The organism is Sphingomonas sp. PEI4 (genome assembly GCF_056679955.1).
This window is the reverse complement of sequence record NZ_CM155258.1, coordinates 17062-36507: the sequence shown is the minus strand read 5'-3', so window position 1 is coordinate 36507 and position 19446 is coordinate 17062. Positions and strand designations below refer to the sequence as shown.

General features: G+C 65.7%; 14 protein-coding genes. 8 read left to right on the top strand and 6 right to left on the bottom strand.

The genetic code is table 11. The features are described 5' to 3' along the window. Window positions 1–178 precede the first annotated feature (178 nt). From AC1MLZ_RS00195 to AC1MLZ_RS00175, 5 genes are all read left to right on the top strand, one after another. Complete coding sequence (locus tag AC1MLZ_RS00195; protein ID WP_480959906.1) at window positions 179–1399, top strand: serine hydrolase domain-containing protein; 1221 nt, start codon at window positions 179–181, stop codon at window positions 1397–1399. A gap of 108 nt (window positions 1400–1507) precedes the next feature. Next, window positions 1508–3544, top strand: coding sequence for a 3-hydroxyacyl-CoA dehydrogenase NAD-binding domain-containing protein (locus tag AC1MLZ_RS00190; protein ID WP_480959905.1), 2037 nt, complete (start codon window positions 1508–1510; stop codon window positions 3542–3544). A gap of 117 nt (window positions 3545–3661) precedes the next feature. Beyond that, on the top strand, window positions 3662–4846 hold the full coding sequence (locus tag AC1MLZ_RS00185) for an acyl-CoA dehydrogenase family protein (protein WP_480961418.1): 1185 nt from the start codon (window positions 3662–3664) through the stop codon (window positions 4844–4846). 137 nt (window positions 4847–4983) lie between these two features. Then, window positions 4984–6111, top strand: coding sequence for an acyl-CoA dehydrogenase family protein (locus tag AC1MLZ_RS00180; RefSeq protein ID WP_480959904.1), 1128 nt, complete (start codon window positions 4984–4986; stop codon window positions 6109–6111). A 73-nt stretch (window positions 6112–6184) separates the two neighbouring features. Beyond that, on the top strand, window positions 6185–7072 hold the full coding sequence (locus tag AC1MLZ_RS00175) for an acyl-CoA thioesterase (protein ID WP_480959903.1): 888 nt from the start codon (window positions 6185–6187) through the stop codon (window positions 7070–7072). Window positions 7073–7081: 9 nt separating this feature from the next. On the opposite strand, the gene AC1MLZ_RS00170 is transcribed toward AC1MLZ_RS00175, so the two are convergent. Beyond that, window positions 7082–8767: an amidohydrolase gene (locus AC1MLZ_RS00170; RefSeq protein WP_480959902.1), complete on the bottom strand. Its 1686-nt coding sequence runs from the start codon at window positions 8765–8767 to the stop codon at window positions 7082–7084. Next, on the bottom strand, window positions 8764–9618 hold the full coding sequence (locus AC1MLZ_RS00165; RefSeq protein ID WP_480959901.1) for an NAD(P)-dependent oxidoreductase: 855 nt from the start codon (window positions 9616–9618) through the stop codon (window positions 8764–8766). Before AC1MLZ_RS00165 ends, AC1MLZ_RS00170 begins: the two co-directional genes overlap by 4 nt. Window positions 9619–9675: 57 nt before the next feature. On the opposite strand from AC1MLZ_RS00165, the gene AC1MLZ_RS00160 reads away from it, so the two are divergent. Further along, a complete protein-coding gene (locus tag AC1MLZ_RS00160) occupies window positions 9676–10935 on the top strand; it encodes a threonine ammonia-lyase (protein WP_480959900.1) in 1260 nt (419 codons plus the stop codon). 125 nt (window positions 10936–11060) lie between these two features. Continuing rightward, entirely contained in the window at window positions 11061–11837 is a 777-nt protein-coding gene (locus AC1MLZ_RS00155) for an arginyltransferase (RefSeq protein ID WP_480959899.1), read from the top strand. A gap of 236 nt (window positions 11838–12073) precedes the next feature. Here AC1MLZ_RS00155 and AC1MLZ_RS00150 read toward each other — a convergent pair whose 3' ends face one another. The 4 genes from AC1MLZ_RS00150 to AC1MLZ_RS00135 all read right to left on the bottom strand — a co-directional run bounded on the left by AC1MLZ_RS00150 (window position 12074) and on the right by AC1MLZ_RS00135 (window position 17569). Further along, the gene (locus AC1MLZ_RS00150; protein WP_480959898.1) at window positions 12074–12883 is read right to left on the bottom strand and encodes a transglutaminase family protein; all 810 of its coding nucleotides are present in this window, start codon (window positions 12881–12883) and stop codon (window positions 12074–12076) included. Continuing rightward, entirely contained in the window at window positions 12883–13818 is a 936-nt protein-coding gene (locus tag AC1MLZ_RS00145) for an alpha-E domain-containing protein (RefSeq protein WP_480959897.1), read from the bottom strand. The genes AC1MLZ_RS00150 and AC1MLZ_RS00145 overlap by 1 nt, the downstream gene beginning before the upstream one ends. Then, entirely contained in the window at window positions 13818–15338 is a 1521-nt protein-coding gene (locus AC1MLZ_RS00140; RefSeq protein ID WP_480961417.1) for a circularly permuted type 2 ATP-grasp protein, read from the bottom strand. The genes AC1MLZ_RS00145 and AC1MLZ_RS00140 overlap by 1 nt, the downstream gene beginning before the upstream one ends. A 167-nt stretch (window positions 15339–15505) precedes the next feature. Beyond that, on the bottom strand, window positions 15506–17569 hold the full coding sequence (locus AC1MLZ_RS00135; RefSeq protein WP_480959896.1) for a protein-disulfide reductase DsbD family protein: 2064 nt from the start codon (window positions 17567–17569) through the stop codon (window positions 15506–15508). A gap of 122 nt (window positions 17570–17691) precedes the next feature. On the opposite strand from AC1MLZ_RS00135, the gene AC1MLZ_RS00130 reads away from it, so the two are divergent. After that, entirely contained in the window at window positions 17692–19335 is a 1644-nt protein-coding gene (locus AC1MLZ_RS00130; RefSeq protein ID WP_480959895.1) for an alkaline phosphatase family protein, read from the top strand. The last annotated feature ends 111 nt before the right edge of the window (window positions 19336–19446 follow it).

Sequence of the window (19446 nt, the reverse complement as noted above, 5' to 3'; positions counted from 1 at the left end):
ATCGAGTGCGATGATCGGTTCGCTTGCCAAGACCGGTTGACTCCAGAGTTGAATTTTGGGTTTGGCTTATCGCCTGTTCGAAGACAGGTTATAGTTGATTCCTGTCGCACTCAAGGCAATAGAGGCGACAAGTTCGAACTAGGGGTATGGAGCGGGTGATGGCGGGAACGGTCGAATCATGAAAATCGCCAAGCCCGCGGCGCATGGCTTCGATGCAGGCCGGTTGGCGGCGATCGATACGCTGCTCCAGACGCGCTACGTCGATTCGGGCAAGCTGCCGAACGCGCAGGTATTGATCGCTCGGGACGGCGAGATCGTCCACTTCTCGAACGTGGGTGCAGCGCGTGAGGGCGGCAAGGCGATCGACGACGGATCGCTGTTCCGGATCGCGTCGATGACAAAGCCGATCACCTCGGTCGCGTTCATGATGCTGGTCGAGCAGGGCCTCGTCGCGGTCGATACGCCGGTCCACCACGTGCTGCCCGAATTCAAGGATATCGGCGTCTATGATGGCGGCGGTGGCGGGGTACCGTTCATGACGAGGCCGACCGCCGAGCCGATGCGGATGGTCGACCTTCTCCGCCACACCTCGGGACTGACGTATAGTTTCCAGAACCGCTCGAACGTCGATGCCGCCTACCGTGAAGGCAAGATCGAGAACTGGCATGGCGGCCATGATCTCGACGGATTCATCGGCGCGCTGGCGAAGATCCCGCTCGAATTCTCGCCCGGCACCGCGTGGAATTACTCGGTCGCGACCGACGTTCTCGGCGCGGTCGTGCAGCGCGTATCGGGCCAGTCGCTCGACCAGTTCTTCCGAGACCGCATCTTCGCGCCGCTGAAGATGGACGACACCTTCTTCCAGGTTCCGGCCGACAAGCTCGATCGCCTGACCGACTGTTACACGCTCGCCCCCGGCAAGGGTCGCATCATGTATGATCGCGGCGCGGAGAGTGCGTGGAGCCGGCAGCCCAAGCTCGTGTCCGGCGGCGGCGGGCTCGTCTCGACCGCGCTCGATTACCACCGGTTCAACACGATGCTGCTGAATGGCGGCGAGCTCGATGGCGCGCGGATCCTCGGGCGCAAGACGCTGGAGCTGATGACGCAGAATCATCTGCCCGGAAAATCCGATCTCGCAGCGATGTCGAAGTCGCTGTTCAGCGAGGCGTCGAACGCAGGCACCGGCTTCGGCCTCGGCTTCGCGATCACCGACGACGTCGCCAAGACGATGGTGCCGGGGTCGAAGGGCGAATTCTACTGGGGCGGGATGTTCTCGACCGCGTTCTTCGTCGACCCCGTCGAGCGCCTGTCGATGGTGTTCATGACCCAGCTCTCGCCCAGCAGTTTCTATCCCATCCGCCGCGAACTGAAGACGATGATCTACGCGGCGATGACCTGATTCACGCATACGAACTTACCCGTCACCCCAGCGGAAGCTGAGGTCTCCCGGTTACGAGGAGATACCAGCGTTCGCTGGTATGACGATCAAATAGCAGGAGACTTTCTGATGTCCTCGACCAGCCCGATCCGCACCGAACGCCATGACGACATCCTCGTCATCATCTCGAACAATCCCCCCGTCAACGCGCTCGGCGCCGCGGTCCGCCAGGGGCTCGAAGCCGCGATCAAGCAAGGCGTCAACGACGACAGCATCGCCGCGATGGTGATCCGCTGCGACGGCCGCACCTTCTTCGCAGGCGCCGATATCACCGAGTTCGGCAAGGAGATGGTCGAGCCCGGCCTGCCGACCGTCGTCGACATGATAGAGGCGTCGTCGAAGCCCGTCGTTGCGGCGATCCACGGCACCGCGCTCGGCGGCGGCTGCGAAGTCACGCTTGGCTGTCATTACCGCGTCGCCGTCCCCTCGGCGAAGATCGGCACGCCCGAAGTGAAGCTCGGCCTACTCCCAGGCGCGGGCGGCACGCAGCGCATCCCGCGCATCGCCGGCGTGAAGCTTGCGCTGGAGATGACCGCGAAGGGCGATCCGATCTCGGCGAAGAGGGCGCTTGATGCAGGGTTAATCGACAAGATCGTCGGTGAGGATTCGCTTGAGGCAGATGCCGTCGCATTCGCGCGCGAGATCGCGACCAAGCGTCCCCTGCCCCGTGCGTCCGAGAAGACGGCGCAGGCCGATCCCGACGCGGTCGCCGCGTTCAAGAAGGAGAATGCGCGCCGTTTCCGTAACTTCGACGCGCCGGCGGCCAACATCGCCTGCGTCGAGAAGGCTGCCGATGGCTCCAGCTTCGAGGAGGGCATTGCGTTCGAGCGCCAGGAATTCTTCAAGCTGATGACCGGCACGCAATCCGCCGCGCAGCGCCACATCTTCTTCGCCGAGCGCCAGGCCGCCAAGATCGACGACGTCCCCGCGGACACCAAGCTGCGCGAGATCAAGCGCGTCGGCGTGATCGGCGCGGGCACGATGGGCGGCGGCATCTCGATGAACTTCCTGTCCGCGGGCATCCCGGTCACGATCGTCGAAATGCAGCAGGAGGCGCTCGACCGCGGCACCGGCGTCGTGCGGAAGAACTACGAGGCGACCGCCGCCAAGGGCCGGATCAAGCCCGAGCAGGTCGAACAGGCGATGGGGGCGTTGAAGCCGACGCTCGACTTCGCCGATCTCGCCGAGTGCGACCTGATCATCGAGGCGGTGTACGAGACAATGGAGGTGAAAAAGGAGATCTTCACGCGTCTCGACGCGATCGCCAAGCCGGGCGCGATCCTCGCGTCGAACACCTCGTATCTGAACATCGACGAGATCGCGGCCTGCACCAAGCGTCCCGAGGACGTCGTAGGGATGCACTTCTTCTCGCCCGCCAACGTGATGAAATTGCTCGAAGTGGTGCGCGGCGACAAGACCGCGGACGACGTACTGGCGACCGTCATGGCGCTGGCAAAGAAGATCAAGAAGGTCGCGGTGGTGGCGGGCGTCACCTACGGCTTCATCGGCAACCGCATGCTGATGCCGCGGCAGGTTGAGGCGACCAAGCTGCTGCTGGAAGGCGCGAGCCCCGAACAGATCGACAAGGTCCATGTCGCGTTCGGCATGCCGATGGGGCCGTTCCAGATGAGCGATCTGGCGGGCGTCGATATCGGCTGGCACCGCGACCCGAGCCGCATCGAGAATATTCGCGATGCGCTGGCGGCGGAGAACCGCTGGGGCCAGAAGACCAAGGCGGGCTTCTACGATTATGACGAGAAGCGCACGCCCTCGAACAGCCCGCGCGTGACCGAGATCATCGACGATTTCCGCAAGAAGTCGGGCGTGACGCCGCGTGAGATCAGCGACGAGGAGATCGTCGTGCGGACTCTCTACACGATGGTGAACGAGGGCGCGCTGATCCTCGAGGAGGGCAAGGCACAGCGCGCGTCGGACGTCGATGTGGTGTGGATCTACGGATACGGCTGGCCGGTGTACCGCGGTGGACCGATGTTCTGGGCGCAGTCCGAGGGGTTGCCGAAGGTCGTCGCGGGGCTGGAGAAATACGGGTTTACCGTTGCCAAGTCGTTGAAGGATGCGGCCGCAACCGGCGGTAAGATCAAGTAACATCTGGCTCCCTCTCCCCTCGGGGAGAGGGCTGGGGTGAGGGGCGCCGCGCGCGTTGCCCTGCCCAACAGCCCCTCACCCCGACCCTCTCCCCATAGGGGAGAGGGAGAAAGGACTATCATGACCGACCTCGATACTTTCCGAACCGAAACCCGCGCGTGGCTTGCGGAAAACTGTCCGCCCGAGATGCGCAAGCCGGTGCGCTCCGAGGACGACGTCTGCTGGGGCGGGCGTCAGTTCAAGCCTTCGAGCCCTGCGCAGAAAGAGTGGCTCGATAAGATGGCGGCCAAGGGCTGGACCGTGCCCGACTGGCCCAAGGCTTACGGCGGCGGAGGATTGTCGCCTGCCGAGACGAAGATCCTGCGCGAAGAGATGGCGGCAATAAAGGCACGCAACCCACTGAACTCGTTCGGCATCTCCATGCTTGGACCGGCGCTGCTGAAATACGGCACCGAGGAGCAGAAGCTCGATCACCTGACCAAGATCGCGCGTGGCGAAATCCGCTGGTGCCAGGGCTATTCCGAGCCGAATGCTGGGTCCGACCTTGCCGGGCTTGCCACCTCGGCGGAGGACAAGGGCGACCATTATCTCGTCAACGGCCAGAAGGTATGGACGTCCTATGCCGACAAGGCCGACTGGATATTCTGCCTCGTCCGCACCGACAAGATTTCGAAACAGGGCGGGATCAGCTTCGTGCTGTTCGACATGGCGTCGCCGGGCGTGTCGACCAAGCCGATCCTGCTGATCAGCGGCAATTCGCCGTTCTGCGAAACGTTCTTCGACAATGTCGAGGTGCCCAAGGTCAACCGCGTCTACGAAGAGAACAAGGGCTGGGACGTCGCGAAATACCTGCTCGGGCATGAGCGGGAGATGATCTCGGGCATGGGGCTCGCGTCGAGCGGCGGCAATCCGCTGATCGACGGCGCGATCGCGACCGTCGGGCTCGGACATGACGGGCGGCTCGCCGATCCGCTGCTGCGCGCGTCGATCGCGCTGTTCGAGGTGCGGTCGAAGGCGTTCGGGGCGATGTCAGAGCGGTTCATCGACGAGCTGAAGGCGGGCAAGGCGCACCCGGCCCAGCCGAGCATGATGAAATACTATGGCACCGAGCTGAACAAGGGCCGGTACGAATTGATGATGGCGGCGGGCGGATCGGACGCGCTCGAATGGGACAGCGATCGGTCGCGCGGCGGGGCGATCCCGCGGTCGTGGCTGCGGACCAAGGCGAACTCGATCGAGGGCGGGACCAGCGAGATTCAGCTGAACATCATCGCCAAGCGGATTTTGGAATTGCCGGCGTAATTCCCTCGCCCCTTCGGGGAGAGGGTGCCGCAGCGAAGCGAAGGCGGGTGAGGGGCAATGAGGCTCGGACGATCCGACCCAACAGCCCCTCACCCCGACCCTCTCCCCGGCGGGGCGAGGGAGCAGAAGGAATAGACATGCCCCTGTATCTAGACGACGACCAGACCGTCCTTCAGGACACCATTCGCGATTTCGTCGCCGAGCACGCGCCGGTCAGCCACATGCGGGCCCTGCGCGACGCCGACGACAAGACGGGCTTCTCGCGCGACCTGTGGAAGCAGTTCGCCGAGATGGGCTTTACCGGCATCCTGATCGGCGAGGACCAGGGGGGCTTGGGGCTCGGCCATGTCGAGGCGGGCGTGGTACTGGAGGAAATCGGCCGCAACCTGTCGCCCTCCCCGTTCCTCTCCACCGCAGTCGCGGCGGTCGAGGCGCTCAAGGGTACGGGGCAAGCCGGGCGCTGGTTTCCGGGCATCATCGCCGGCGAGACCGTAGCCGCGCTGGCCATTGATGAGGGCGCCAAGCACCGCGACACCGTGGCGATGAAGGCCGAACGCTCGGGCAACGGGTTCAAGCTGACCGGCGCCAAGCGGTTCGTCACGCACGGCCACACCGCCGACCTGATCATCGTTGCTGCACGCACCGGCGGCAGTGACGACGACAGGGATGGCATCACGCTGTTCGCGGTGCTCAAGGACGCTTCGGGTCTTTCAGCGCACGCCGAGCGCCTTGCCGATTCGAGCCTCGCCGCACGCCTGGAGTTCGATGGCGTGGAGGTCGATGCGGACGCGGTGATCGGCGAGGTCGACGCTGGGCGTACACCACTCGATCGTCTCCTGCGCGCAGGCCGGACCGGCGCGTCGGCGGAACTGCTCGGCGTCGGCGGCGGGGCGATGGACATGACCGTCGGTTATCTGAAGGAGCGCAAGCAGTTCGGCGCGCTGATCGGCAGCTTCCAGGCGCTCCAGCACCGCGCCGCGCATCTGTATTCGGAGATGGAGGTGGCGCGGGCGGCTGTCCTCAAGGCACAGCAATTGCTCGATCTCGGCAGCGACCGGGCGGACGAGGCGGTGTCGGTGGCCAAGGCGATGACCGCGCTGGCAACGACGCTCAGCGTGCAGGAAGGGGTGCAGATGCATGGCGGCATCGGCATGACCGACGAATACGACATTGGCTTTTACATGAAACGCGCACGGGTGCTCGCCGAGATGTTCGGCGATGCCAACTTCCACGCGGACAGGCTTGCGGTCGCGGCAGGGTATTGACCAGAACTTGTACCCCCGCGAAGGCGGGGGCCCACACTGGGCACCCGCCTTCGCGGGTGAACACGGAGGTCAGATGAACTTGAACACTGCCGATACTTCTCCTGAAGCACTCGCCAAGAGTCTCGTCGACCTGCTCGAAATCGAGGAAGTCGACACCGATCTCTATGTCGGCAAGCGTCAGCCGGGCGGGGTCGGTCGCGTGTTCGGCGGGCAGGTGATCGCGCAGGCGCTGCAGGCCGCGCAACGCTCGACCGAAGGACCCAAGGCGGCGCACTCTCTGCACGCGTATTTCATGCGTCCGGGGAACGAGGACTACCCGATCGTCTTCCGCGTAGTGCGCGACTTCGAGGGGCGGAGTTTCGCTACCCGGCGCGTGATCGCGATGCAGAAGGGGCAGCCGATCCTCAACATGGCCGCGTCTTTCCAGATGCCCGAAGAGGGGCTGCACCATCAGGACGCGATGCCCGACGTGCCGGCGCCTGAAACCCTGCGTTCAGACCGCGACCTGCGGCTCGAGAATATCGACGGCATCCCTGAGAAATTTCGCGCGCACATGCTCCGCTGGCGGCCGATCGAGGTGCGCCCAGTCAACCCGCGCAGTTGGATCGACCCTGCCCCGCAGGAGCCGCATTACGCCAACTGGTTCCGCCTCGTCGCGCCGATCGGCGACGATCCGGCGATGCACCGCGCGATCCTCGCCTATGCGTCGGACATGGCGCTGCTCGGCACCGCCCTCCTGCCGCATGGCAAGAACTGGATCACGCCGGGTTTGCAGACCGCGAGCCTCGACCATTCGCTGTGGCTCCACGAGGACTTCCGCGCCGACGACTGGCTGCTTTACGCGTGCGACAGCCCGTGGTCAGGCCATGCGCGCGGTTTCAACCGCGGCAAGATCTATGCGAGAGACGGCCGCCTCGTTGCCAGCGTCGCGCAGGAAGGGCTGATCCGGATGCGCCAGTAACCGCGCGGGTTACTTGCGCGCCCAGACCTTTTCCCCGCCCACCCACGTTTCCTGCACGACGGTGGCGCGCAGGTCGGTCGGCGAGGCCATCGTCGGATCGCGGTCGACGATGATGAAATCCGCGCGCTGGCCGGGCGCAAGCGCACCGAACTGCTTCTCCGCAAACCCGGCATAGGCCGCCGCGCCCGTCATCGCCCACCATGCCTGTTCGCGCGTCACGAGTTCCTGCGGTTGCCAGCCACCCTGCGGTTGCCCATCGGCACCTTGGCGCGTGAAGGCCGCCGCCCAGGTTGCGAACGGATCGGGCTTCTCGACCGGGAAGTCGGTCCCGAACGCAAGCTTCGCGCCGTTGGTCAGCATCGATTTCCAGGCATAGGCGCCTACAAGACGGTTCGGTCCGAGCCTCGCCTCCGCCATCGTCCGATCGCTCGTCTCGTGCGTCGGCTGCATCGAGGCGATCGTGCCGAACTTGCCGAACCGCGGCAAATCGGTCGGATCGACGATCTGCGCATGCTCGATCCGCCAGCGGCGATCGCCGGTATACGTCTCGCTCTCGACCTGGATCGCATCGAGCACTTCCTGGTTGGCCCTGTCGCCGATCGCGTGCACCGCGACCTGGAACCCGTCCATCGCCGCGCGGCTCATCTGGTTCTGGAGTTGCGCGTCGGTGAGGAAACCGAGGCCCGACTGGCCCGGAGCATCGGCATAGGGCTTGAGCAGCCACGCACCGCGAGACCCCAGCGCGCCATCGGCGTAAAGCTTCACGCCGCCCATGCGCAGCCGATCATCGTACAGCCACGGCGTCGGGCCCTTGCCGCCGATCCGGCTCGCCGTCTCGACGCCCATCGCATAGCTCATGATGCGGACGCGAAGTCCGCCGATGTCCGCCATCCGGCGATAGGTCAGCCAGTCGTCGAGCGTCGTGCCCATGTCGGCGACCGCGGTGACGCCGTTACGGAGCAGGATAGTCTGTGCGGTGAGGAACGCCGCATCGCGCTCCTTGGGAAGCGGCTGGGGAACGACTTTCTCAATCAACGCCTGCGCCCCGTCGACGAACACGCCGGCGGGTGCTCCGCCAGTTTTTTCAATACGCCCTCCCGCGGGCGAGACGGTGGCGCCGGTGACGCCTGCCTCGCGCATTGCCTCGCGGTTCGCCCAGCTCGCATGGCCGTCGGCGCGCGACAGCCAGATCGGGTGACCGCCCGAAACCGATTCGAGATCGGCGGCGGTCGGGAAGCGACCGAGTCCCCACGCCTCCTGGTTCCAGCCGCGGCCCAGCACCCATTTGCGATCGGGATTGCCCGCGACATAGGCGGCGATCCGCGACTTCGCCTCTTCGAGCGACTTGGTCATCGACAGGTCCAGCGACAGCGCGCCGAAACCCATCTCGAGGACATGGCCGTGCGCGTCGATAAAGCCGGGCAGCACGGTCTTACCGCCCATGTCGACGCGCCAGTCGTACAGCGGCTTGCCCGCGTTCTTCTTCAGCTCCTTGCGGCTGAGCTTGGGCGCTTCCTCGCCCGGGGGCACGAGACGCGTGACGCGCCCCGCCTTGTCGATCAGGATCGCCTTGAAGTGGATTACGCGACCGCCCTCCGCGATGGTGACGCCGTTGACGTTGTCGACGATCCCGTCGGCGAGCGCGGGGGTCGGGAGCAGTGCGATGACGGCCGCGGAAATCAGGTAACGCTTCACTTCGGCAATCTCCGTACCAGCGCGCTCGTATCCTGCCGGGCGCCGCCCATTGCCTGCACATCGGCATAGAATTGGTCGACCAACGCCGCGACCGGCAGCACCGCGCCGTTGCGTCGCGCTTCGTCGAGTGCGAGGCCCAGGTCCTTGCGCATCCAGTCGACCGCGAATCCAAAGTCGAACTCGTCCTTCGCCATCGTCGGCCAGCGATTGACCATCTGCCAGCTCTGCGCCGCGCCGCCCGAGATCGCCTCGAACACTTTGTCGAGATCGAGCCCGGAATTTTGCGCGAACCGCAGCGATTCGGCGACGCCCTGGATGACGCCGGCGATCGCGATCTGGTTGCACATCTTGGTGGTCTGGCCCGCGCCTGGCTCACCAACGTGGACGATCCGCGCGGCATAGGCCTGCATGAAGGGTTCGGCCTTCGCCATCGCCTCGGCCGAGCCGCCGCACATGATCGAGAGCTTGCCGTTCTCCGCGCCAGCCTGCCCGCCGGACACCGGCGCGTCGACGACCAGAGCCCGCTCGGCCGCCAGCCTTCGCGAGATCGAGGCCGAGACGGTGGTGTGATCGACGAACACCGCGTCGTCGCGCATCGCTGCGAACGCGCCGTCTTCACCTAAAGTGACCGACGCGAGATCGTCATCGTTGCCGACGCAAGCGAACACCGCATCGGCATCCTTTGCCGCGGCGGCGGGCGTATCGGCAATCTTGCCGCCATATTTATCGGCCCATGCCAACGCCTTGGCCTGCGTCCGGTTATAGACGGTGACGTCGTGTCCTGCCGCGACGAGGTGTCCCGCCATCGGCGCACCCATGACGCCGGTTCCGATGAATGCCAGTTTTGCCATAGCGTCCGCGCATAAGCGGTGTTTCCCACGCGCGCCAGATGGTCTAGCGGGTCGGGCATGGCTACCCACGCTGCCGTAGCGGCACCCACCCTTCCCGTCTCGATCGACGACGTCCGCGTCGCGCATGACCGGATCCGCGACTCGATCGTCCGCACCCCTACGCTGATCAGCAAGACGCTGAGCAAGATGACCGGCGCGACCGTGTATCTGAAGTTCGAGAACCTCCAGTTCACTGCGGCGTACAAGGAGCGTGGCGCGCTCAACACGCTGCTGCAGCTGTCGGCCGAAGCGCGCGCCAAGGGCGTCATCGCCGCGTCGGCAGGCAATCACGCGCAGGGTCTGGCCTATCACGCCAACCGGCTCGGCATCCCGACGACGATCGTGATGCCGACCAACACGCCGACCGTGAAGGTCATGCAGACCGAAGGCCACGGCGCCAACGTCGTGCTGCACGGCGAGACGTTCGACGCGGCCTATGCGCACGCGCGTATTCTCGAAGGCGAGTGCGGCTTCACCTTCGTCCACCCGTTCGACGATCCGCGCGTCATTGCAGGGCAAGGCACCGTCGCGATCGAGATGCTGGAGGACGTGCCGCAACTCGATACGCTGGTCATCCCGATCGGCGGCGGCGGGCTGATCTCGGGCATGTCGACGGTCGCGCGGGCATTGAGCGAAGCGCCAGGTGGTCACCCGATCGAGGTCGTCGGCGTACAGGCCGAGCTGTTCCCGTCTATGTACAACCGTATCAACGGTACCGACATGCCTTGCGCAGGCGATACGCTGGCCGAGGGTATCGCGGTCAAGGAGCCGGGTGCGATCACCTCGAAGATCGTCGCCGAACTCGTCGACGACATCGTGCTGGTCAGCGAGCGCAGCCTGGAAGAGTCCGTCAGCCTGCTGCTCCAGATCGAGAAGACGGTGGTCGAGGGCGCCGGTGCCGCCGGGCTCGCTGCGTTGTTGTCGCATCCCGAGCGGTTTGCGGGAAAGACCGTCGGCATCGTGCTGTGCGGGGGCAATATCGACACGCGGCTGCTCGCCAACGTGTTGTTGCGCGATCTGGCACGCTCGGGTCGGCTCGCGCGGTTGCGGATCCGGTTGCAGGACAAGCCGGGGGCGCTGTTCCATGTCGCGCGGATCTTCGACCAGGAACGCGTCAACATCATCGAGATCTATCACCAGCGCGTCTTCACGACGCTGCCGGCGAAGGGCCTCATCACCGACATCGAATGCGAGCTTCGCGACCGTGCGCATCTCGATCGGCTGGTGGGCGCGTTGCGGGCTGGCGGGTACGAGACGTCGACGGTCGAACTGGCGTGATCGGCCGTCGCGTGTCGTTAACGGCATAAACGCATTTCAACCGTAATGACGCTGTTCTGTATGGCATCCCGCGGCCATATACGGCGCAACGCGCTGATCGCGCTGCCTGAAGGACATCCAGTTCGGTGACTGCGCCTTTTCGTTTCCCGCGCTTTTTCGTGACCAGCCCCGCCCCGTGCCCGTATCTGCCGGATCGGCAGGAGCGCAAGGTGTTCACCGAACTGACCGGCCCGCACGCAGCCGAGTTGAACGATGCGCTCGGACGGATTGGCTTCCGGCGAAGTCAGGGCGTGGCGTACCGGCCGTCCTGCGCGGGCTGCACCGCGTGCGTGTCGGCCCGCATCGTCGCGGGCGAGTTCGTGCCCAATGCGACGCAGCGCAAGTTGCTGAGGCGGCACGGTGATATCGAGATCACTGCGTGCAAAGCCTGGGCGACCGACGAGCAGTTCCAGTTGCTCCGCCGCTATCTCGGCACGCGCCATCCGGGCGGCGGCATGGCGGGCATGGACGAGGACGACTTTGCCGACATGATCGAGCATTCGCCGGTCAATTCGCTGATCGTCGAATATCGGGAGCCCGGCGAGAACGGTGCGCAGGGGCGGCTGATTGGCGCCTGCCTGACCGACCGGCAGGCGGACGGGCTGTCGATGGTCTACAGCTTCTTCGCCGCCGACGATGCGAACCGGCCGGGGCTCGGCAACTTGATCATCCTCGACCACATCCTCCGCGCACGCGATGCCGGACTGCCATACGTGTATCTGGGGTACTGGGTGAAGGGCTCGCCGCGGATGGAATACAAGACGCGGTACCGACCGCTGGAAGTCCTCGGGCCGGCGGGTTGGCGGCGGCTGGAGGATGCGGATCTGGTGACGCAGCCGGAACGGGTTGCGGCGCTGGTCTGAAGGCCGTGAGCCAGTCTAGCTCGTGAACTGATCTGACGACGCACCACCCGGCGACGCCCGGGGCCCAATTGGGAAACGTTGCTAACTGAGGATAGCTCTCCGGTACGACCACCTTACCACTTGGGCCCCGGCCTTCGCTGGGGAGGAATACCATAAACCGGGCGCGTCTTGTTCTCCCGCGAAGGCGGGAGCCCAGACTGGGTCCCCGCCTTCGCGGGGAAACAAATCTTAGGGGCTTAGTCCTCGCGCTGTACCACCACGTCGACGTCGAGCTCCTCGCCACCCTCGCCCAGTCGCGAGCCCGCCACCGGCGCCGCTCCCGCCGCATCGAGCGCCATCGCGACCCGGACGTAATGCTCCTCCGGCGACATCCCCGTGCACGGATCGAACCCGACCCAGCCGAGCCCGTCCACAAACGCCTCCGCCCAGCCGTGCGGGGTCGGCAAATGCACGACCTCATGGTCATTGTGGTGATAACCCGACACGTACCGCGCAGGCGCCCCGAGCGACCGCGCGGCGACTGTGAACATGTGCGCCATGTCACGCGGCGTGGCGCTGTCCATACGGAACGCGGCGGCTGCCGTTCGACCCGGCACGGGCCGCCCGGCATCGAAGCCGAACCGCTTGTGGAATGCCCGGTTCAACCGATGCAACGCGCCGATCCGGTCGAGCGCGCCCTCGGCAGCATTAACGGCAAACTTGGCGATCGCCGTGTCGGGGGCAGTCGCCTCGGTGGACCGAAGGTACAGCGCGGGCGGAAGCGTTTCGTACACCCCGTGCAGGACGCCATCCGAATGACTGGTCAGGACCTCGCCCTTGACGGTGATCTCGATCCCGTCGACCGGCCCTTCGGCATACAGCATCGTCACCGCGTTGCCGAAGCCGTCCCGCCCCGGCCGCAACCGCGCATCGCAATCGACGTCGATCCGCCACGACGCCACCGTCTGGTCGTGCGTGTTCTCGGGCGTGAGCCTCAGCATCTGCACCAGCCGACCCTGCGGCTGTGCGAAGCGGTAGATCGTGTGATGATCGATCGACAGCCGCATCAGAGGAACTTGAACTGACGGCCGATCGCGCCGTGCAGCAGCGCGTTCTCGGCGATGAACGCCTGCAGATACTGGTGCAGCCCCGACGCGATAACCTCGCCCGATCGTGTCTTCGTCATCCGCGACGCGCGCATCCGGGCCATCCGGTCGGCCTCCCCGTGGTTCCCGGTTCGCTTGGCGAGCAGGTTGAGTACGTCGACGGTCTCCTCGACCGACGCGGCCAGACTGCGCGGCAGTTCGGACCGGGCCAGCAGCAGGTCGATGACGTCGGCAGGACGGAGCCCGTCATTGTAGAGCCAGCGATAGGCGGTAACGGCGGACACGGTCTGGAGGATCGTCGTCCACTGATCGCGGTCGATCGCGCCGCCGAGCCGTTCGCCCTCGGGCAGCAGGATGTGATATTTGACGTCCAGCAACCGTGCGGTGTTGTCCGCCCGCTCGACTGCCTGGCCGAGCCGGATGAACCACGTCGTCTGGTTGCGAAGCATGCGGTGGACCGCACCCTCGAACCCTCGCGTCTCGTTCTTGACCGCCTCGACGAGGTTCAGCTGCGAGGTCGTGCTGCCGGGCGTAGCGCGGTTCTCGAACAACAGCCACGCGCGATTGATCGCGGTCCACGCCTCGCGGGTCAGCGCGGTACGGACCGCCTTGGCGTTGTTGCGCGCCATGTCGAGACAGCGGACGATCGATCCCGGATGGCTCGAATCGAGTGTCAGGAACCGCACCACGTCGCGCTGCCCGATCTCCACGCCGGTCGCCGCGAACGCCTCGTCGGTTTCGGTGACGGCCAGCGCAGACGCCCAGGCTGCGTCGCCCGAAGGTTGCGACGAGAGCACGTCGAGGCGGACGGTGGCTTCGACCAGCCGGGCGATGAAGTCGGCACGCTCGAAATAGCGGCCGAGCCAGTAGAGCGAGGATGCTGTGCGCGACAGCATCAGGAATTCCCGCCGGACGTCTGCGCGCCCAGTGTCTGCGTCATGCCGCCCATGGTCTGCGACATCCCGTCGGCGTTCATGCGCTGCGACTGGTCGGCCATGAGGACGAAGCTGTCCTTCGTGCCGCCGCCCTGGCTCGAATTGACCACCAGCGATCCCTCCTTGAGCGCGACGCGCGTCAGCCCGCCTGGGACGACCTGCACGCCCTTCGACCCGGTCAGGACGAACGGGCGGAAGTCGACGTGACGTGGGCTGAGACCGCCGTGTGCCATCGTCGGGACGGTGGACAAGGCCAGCGTAGGTTGTGCAATGTAGCGGTGTGGCTCGGCGATCAGCGCGGCGCGGAAATCCTCGATCTCCTGCTTCGATGCGGTCGGGCCGACGAGCATGCCGTAGCCGCCCGAGCCGTCGACCAGCTTGACGACCACGTCTTCGAGGTTGTCGAGGACGAACTTGAGCGCCTGGGGCTCGCGGCACCGCCAGGTTTCGACGTTGCGCAGCTTGCATTCGCCGCCCGAATAGAATTTCACGATGTCGGGCATGTAGCTGTAGATCGCCTTGTCGTCGGCGATGCCGTTGCCCGGCGCGTTCATGATCGCCACGTTCCCGGCTGCGTACGCCGCGATCAACCCCGGCACGCCGAGCGCAGAATCGGGACGGAACACGAGCGGGTCGAGATAATCGTCATCGATCCGGCGATAGATCACGTCGACCTTCACGCGCCCCGCGATCGTCCGCATCCACACGACGTCGTCATCGACCACCAGATCGGCCGCCTCGACGAGTTCGATTCCCATCGAGTCCGCCAAGAAGCTGTGTTCGTAATAGGCGGAGTTGTAATGTCCTGGCGTGAGCAGCACGCAGGTCGGGTTCGAGCTCGTACCGTGCGGGGCGACCGACTTCATCGTCTCGAGCAACAGGTCGGGATAGCTGTCGACTGCCGCCACGCGGAACTCGCGGAACAGTTCGGGGCAAAGCCTGAGCATCGCCTCGCGGTTCTCCAGCATGTAGCTGACACCGGACGGCGTGCGCGCATTGTCCTCCAGCACGAAGAAATCGTCGGGGCCGGTGCGGACGAGATCAATGCCGCAAATATGCGCCCAGACGCCGTGCGGCGGGCGGATACCGGCGATCTCGGGGCGGAACTGTGCGTTGCCCAGCACGAGGTCTTCCGGAAGGATGCCCTCCTTCAGGATGCGCCGCTCGCCGTAAATATCGTCGAGGAACGCATTGATCGCCTCGACGCGCTGGACCAAGCCTTCGGACAGCCGCGTCCATTCGTCATGCAGGAACACACGCGGCACGATGTCGAACGGTATTATCCGCTCGGCCGCCTCGTTCTCACCGTACACCGCGAAGGTGATGCCGAGCTGCCGGAACGTCGTCTCGGCTGCTTCCTGCCGACGTCGCAGCTCGGCGTCCGGCGTGTCTTCGATCCACTTGCATAGAGCCGCCAGTTCGGGCCGGGCGGTCGTGTCGCCCGGTGTCCCCATGATCTCGTCGAACGCTTGTTTCCCCATCGGAACGGTCAATTCCCCATCAAGCGTTGCGGTTCCATGCTGCAATGCTTTGTTACGACGCACAAGGGTGGAATGCGCTCTACCGCCGCTTGCAGCCGTCATCGTGACGAAAGTCAGGATCCAGGGTCATCAAGGGTATTCCCTGGTGCTCTGGATCCTGACTTTCGTCAGGATGACGGGGCGGAGGCGCCCAGCCCTTGCAGCAACCCCGGCGTCAGAACCTGCGGCAGGACGGTCGGCTCGGCCGCACCCGGTGCGTAATACAGGTACAGCGGCACTCCCGCGCGGTTGTGCGCCTGGATGAAGCGTCCCATTATCGGATCGCCATCGGTCCAGTCGCCGATCAGGACAGCGACCTTGTTCTTGGTAAAGGCGTCGCGCACGCCGCTCGTCTCGATCGCCCCCTTCTCGTTGACCTTGCACGTCAGGCACCAGTCGGCGGTGAAATACACGAACACCGGACGCTTCTCGGCGCGCAGGGATGCGAGCTTGGCCTCGGTAAACGCCTCGTCGCTGGCGGTTGCGGTTTTCGCAGACACCGGCGGCGCCTGCGAGATCAGCACCGCACTGCCGACGAACACCACTGCCAGTGCGACCTGCGCCGCCACGCCGAACGACTTGCCCTTGTGCTGGCGCGTGCCACCGATCCACAGGACCACGCCGACCGCCAGCACCGCGATCAACGCGAGCGTCAGCGCTTCCACCCCGGTCTGGCGCCCGAGCACCCAGCCAAGGGCGATCGCGGTCAGGAACATCGGCACCGACAGGATGTGGCGGAACGTCTCCATCCATGCGCCGGGCTTTGGCAACCAACGGCGCCACGCAGGGACGAAGCCGATCGCGAGGAACGGCAACGACAGCCCCAATCCGAGCCCGCCGAACACGGCCAACGCCGCCGGCCACGGCAGCACCAGCGCCGCGCCGAGCGCCGCGCCCATGAACGGCCCGGTGCACGGCGTCGCGATGAACGCCGCCAGCGCGCCGGTCGCGAACGCACCGCTCGCGCCGCTCTCGCCGGCAAAGCGCGGCGTCGGCACCTCGAACAGCCCGGCGAGGTTGAACGCGATCGCGGTGCTCAGCAGCAGCAACGCAACGATCGCGCCGGGATGCTGCAACTGGAACGCCCAGCCGACTGCCGATCCGCCTGCGCGCAGAGCCAGGATCGCTGCCCCGAGGCCGAGGCAGACCAGCACGACGCCCGCCGTGTAAGCCAGAGCCTCGCCCCGCGCGTCCTTCTCGCTCGCGCCGCCGCGGGCGAGGCTGAGCGCCTTGAGGCTGAGGATCGGGAACACGCACGGCATGATGTTTAGGATCAGGCCGCCGAGCACCGCGCCCGCGAACGCGATCAGCGCGGTCAGCCAGACGCTCTCGCCGCTTGCACTCGTCGAGCCACTGGCGGCCGTTTCGCCGACCGCGCCGGGCGTCGCCTTGATGCCAAGCCCCTGCCCGTCACCGATCCGCAACACGCCCTCGATTCCGCCGCCCGCCTTGGCATTCGCCGCAACCTTCGTTTTTATCGTCAGCCGGTCGCCGTCCCGCGCCACACTCTGCGCGGCGCCATTCTCGATTGCGCCGGTGGTGACCGGGAAGAAATACGCCTTGTCGATCTTCGCACCCGCCGGGAACGGCACGGCGATCCGCATGGTGCCGTTGCTCGCCGCATAGGTCGCGCCGGCATCGAGCGGCTTGGGGATCGCCTGACGCCAGCCCGCGAACGCTGCCGCCTGCGATGGCGCACCGTCACCGATGGTGAGGTCGAGCGACAGCGCCTTTTCCTCAGGCACGCAGATCGTCGCCGAGCAGACGAGGTAGCTCGTCTTCAGGCGGATCGGGAATTTCGTGCCTGGCGCCAGCCCCGCCGGAACCTGGATCGTCACGAGCGGCGCGTATGGCGCCTCGTAGACATAGTTCATCAGGCCCGCGATCAGCAGCGTCGTCGGCACCGGCCATTCGGGCTCGCCTGCCTTCGCGCCAGTCGGTAAAGTCCAGTCGAACGTCGCCGGAAAGCCCGCATCGCCTGGGTTGCGCCAATAGCCATGCCAGCCCGTCTCGGGCGTCGTCGCCAGCGCGATCGTCAGCGGCGCACCGGCCTTGGGGTGATCGCTTTCGGCGACCAGCTTCATCATCAAATGCTCGCTGGAGCCGTTGAGGGACTCAGCATATGTAGGCGCACTCGCCAGCCCGCAGACGGCCAGCAAGACCGTCATCACGGCGCAACGTAAACTGCGCATGGCCATCCTTGTTTCGTTCATCGCGCAAAGCCATAGCGGTGACGATCTCGTATTGCACTTCAAAGCGACGCGCTCGGTTGCGGGCGCCCATTTGAAGATTGGCGCTTGCTAAAGGACTGTTCGTGAAAGCACTTATCGCCGCGCTCCTGCTGACCTCGGCCGCTTCGGTCTCCGCCCAGACCTCTCCGACACCGGCGCCCCCTGCGCCTGCGGCGACTCCGACGACCCCGCCAAAATTGATCGTCGCGATTTCGGTCGATCAGTTCGCCGCCGACCTGTTCCAGCAATATCGCAACCGATACACCGGCGGCTTCACCCGGCTGCTGAACGGCGCAGTGTTCCCGAGCGGCTATCAGAGCCATGCGGCGACCGAGACCTGCCCCGGCCACTCGACGATCCTGACCGGCATGCGGCCCGCGCATACCGGGATCATCGCCAACAACTGGGTCGACCAGCGCGCCGGCCGGCCCGACAAGATCGTCTATTGCTCGGAGGACGAGCGCGTCACCGGCAGCACGCACGACAGCTACACCGTGTCCGACATGCATCTGAAGGTGCCGACGCTCGGCGAGATGATGAAGGCACGCGATCCGCGGACGCGCTCGGTGTCGGTCGCGGGGAAGGACCGCGCGGCGGTGATGATGGGCGGCCACAAGGTCGACGAGCTCTGGTGGTGGGACGGCAAGACCTATGTCTCCTACGCCGGCCGCGCCGTGCCGCCGGCGGTACAGCGCACGCGCGACGCGGTCGCCGCGCTGATCGCCAAGCCGCAGGCGGCGCTCCCGCTGCCCGGCTATTGTGCGGGCGTGAACCATCCGATCGTGATCGCCGGCAAGACGTACGGCCAGGGGCGCTTCGAGCGCGAAGCCGGCGACGCGAAGGGCTTCCGCGTGTCGCCAGCTTCCGACGCCGCGGTGTTCGCGATGGCGGCGGCGCTGGTGCAGGACATGAAGCTCGGCAAGGGACCGCAGACCGACATCATCGATATCGGCGCCTCCGCGACCGATTATGTGGGGCATACCTACGGCACGCAGGGCTCGGAGATGTGCATCCAGATGGCTGAGCTCGACCGCACGCTGGGCGATTTCTTCGCGGTGATGGATGAAACCGGCGTCGATTACGAGGTCGTGCTGACCGCAGATCACGGCGCGCACGACGCGACCGAACGCCAGCAACAGCGCGCGATGCCGATGGAGGCGCACATGGACGAGAACGTGCTGGCCAAGCAGGTCGGCACCGCGATCGCCAAGGACCTCGGGCTGCCGGGCAGCGTGCTGCTCGGCACCGAGGGGGACGTCTATATCGACGATACGCTGCCGGCAAAGACGCAGACCAGGGTGCTTGCCGAGGCACTGCGCCGTTATCGTGCAATGCCTCAGATCGCGGGCGCCTACTCCGCTGCCGAGATCATGGCGACGCCAATGGCGAAATCTCCGCCCGAGACCTGGACGCTGATCGAGCGGGCGCGCGCGTCGTTCTACCCGGAGCGGTCGGGGCAGCTAGTGGTGCTGCTCAAGCCACGCGTGACGACGATCGTCTCGCCCGCGGGGGGCTATGTCGAGACGCACGGGTCGCCCTGGGACTATGACCGCCGCGTGCCGATCCTGTTCTGGCGCAAGGGAATGACCGGGTTCGAGCAGCCGCTATCGGTCGAGACGGTGGATATCGTGCCGACCTTGGCCGCGACTATCGGGTTGCCAGTAAGCGGACTGGACGGCCGCTGCCTCGATCTCGATGCGGGCGCGGCGAGCACGTGCGCTAACTAAACGTCGGTCACTCCTACCAAAGCCTTTTTCTCCTACGAAGGCGGCAGTCCAGTCCGGGCTCCCGCCTTCGCAGGAGAATAGTCGCTAGACGCTGTCATAGCCGATGATCGA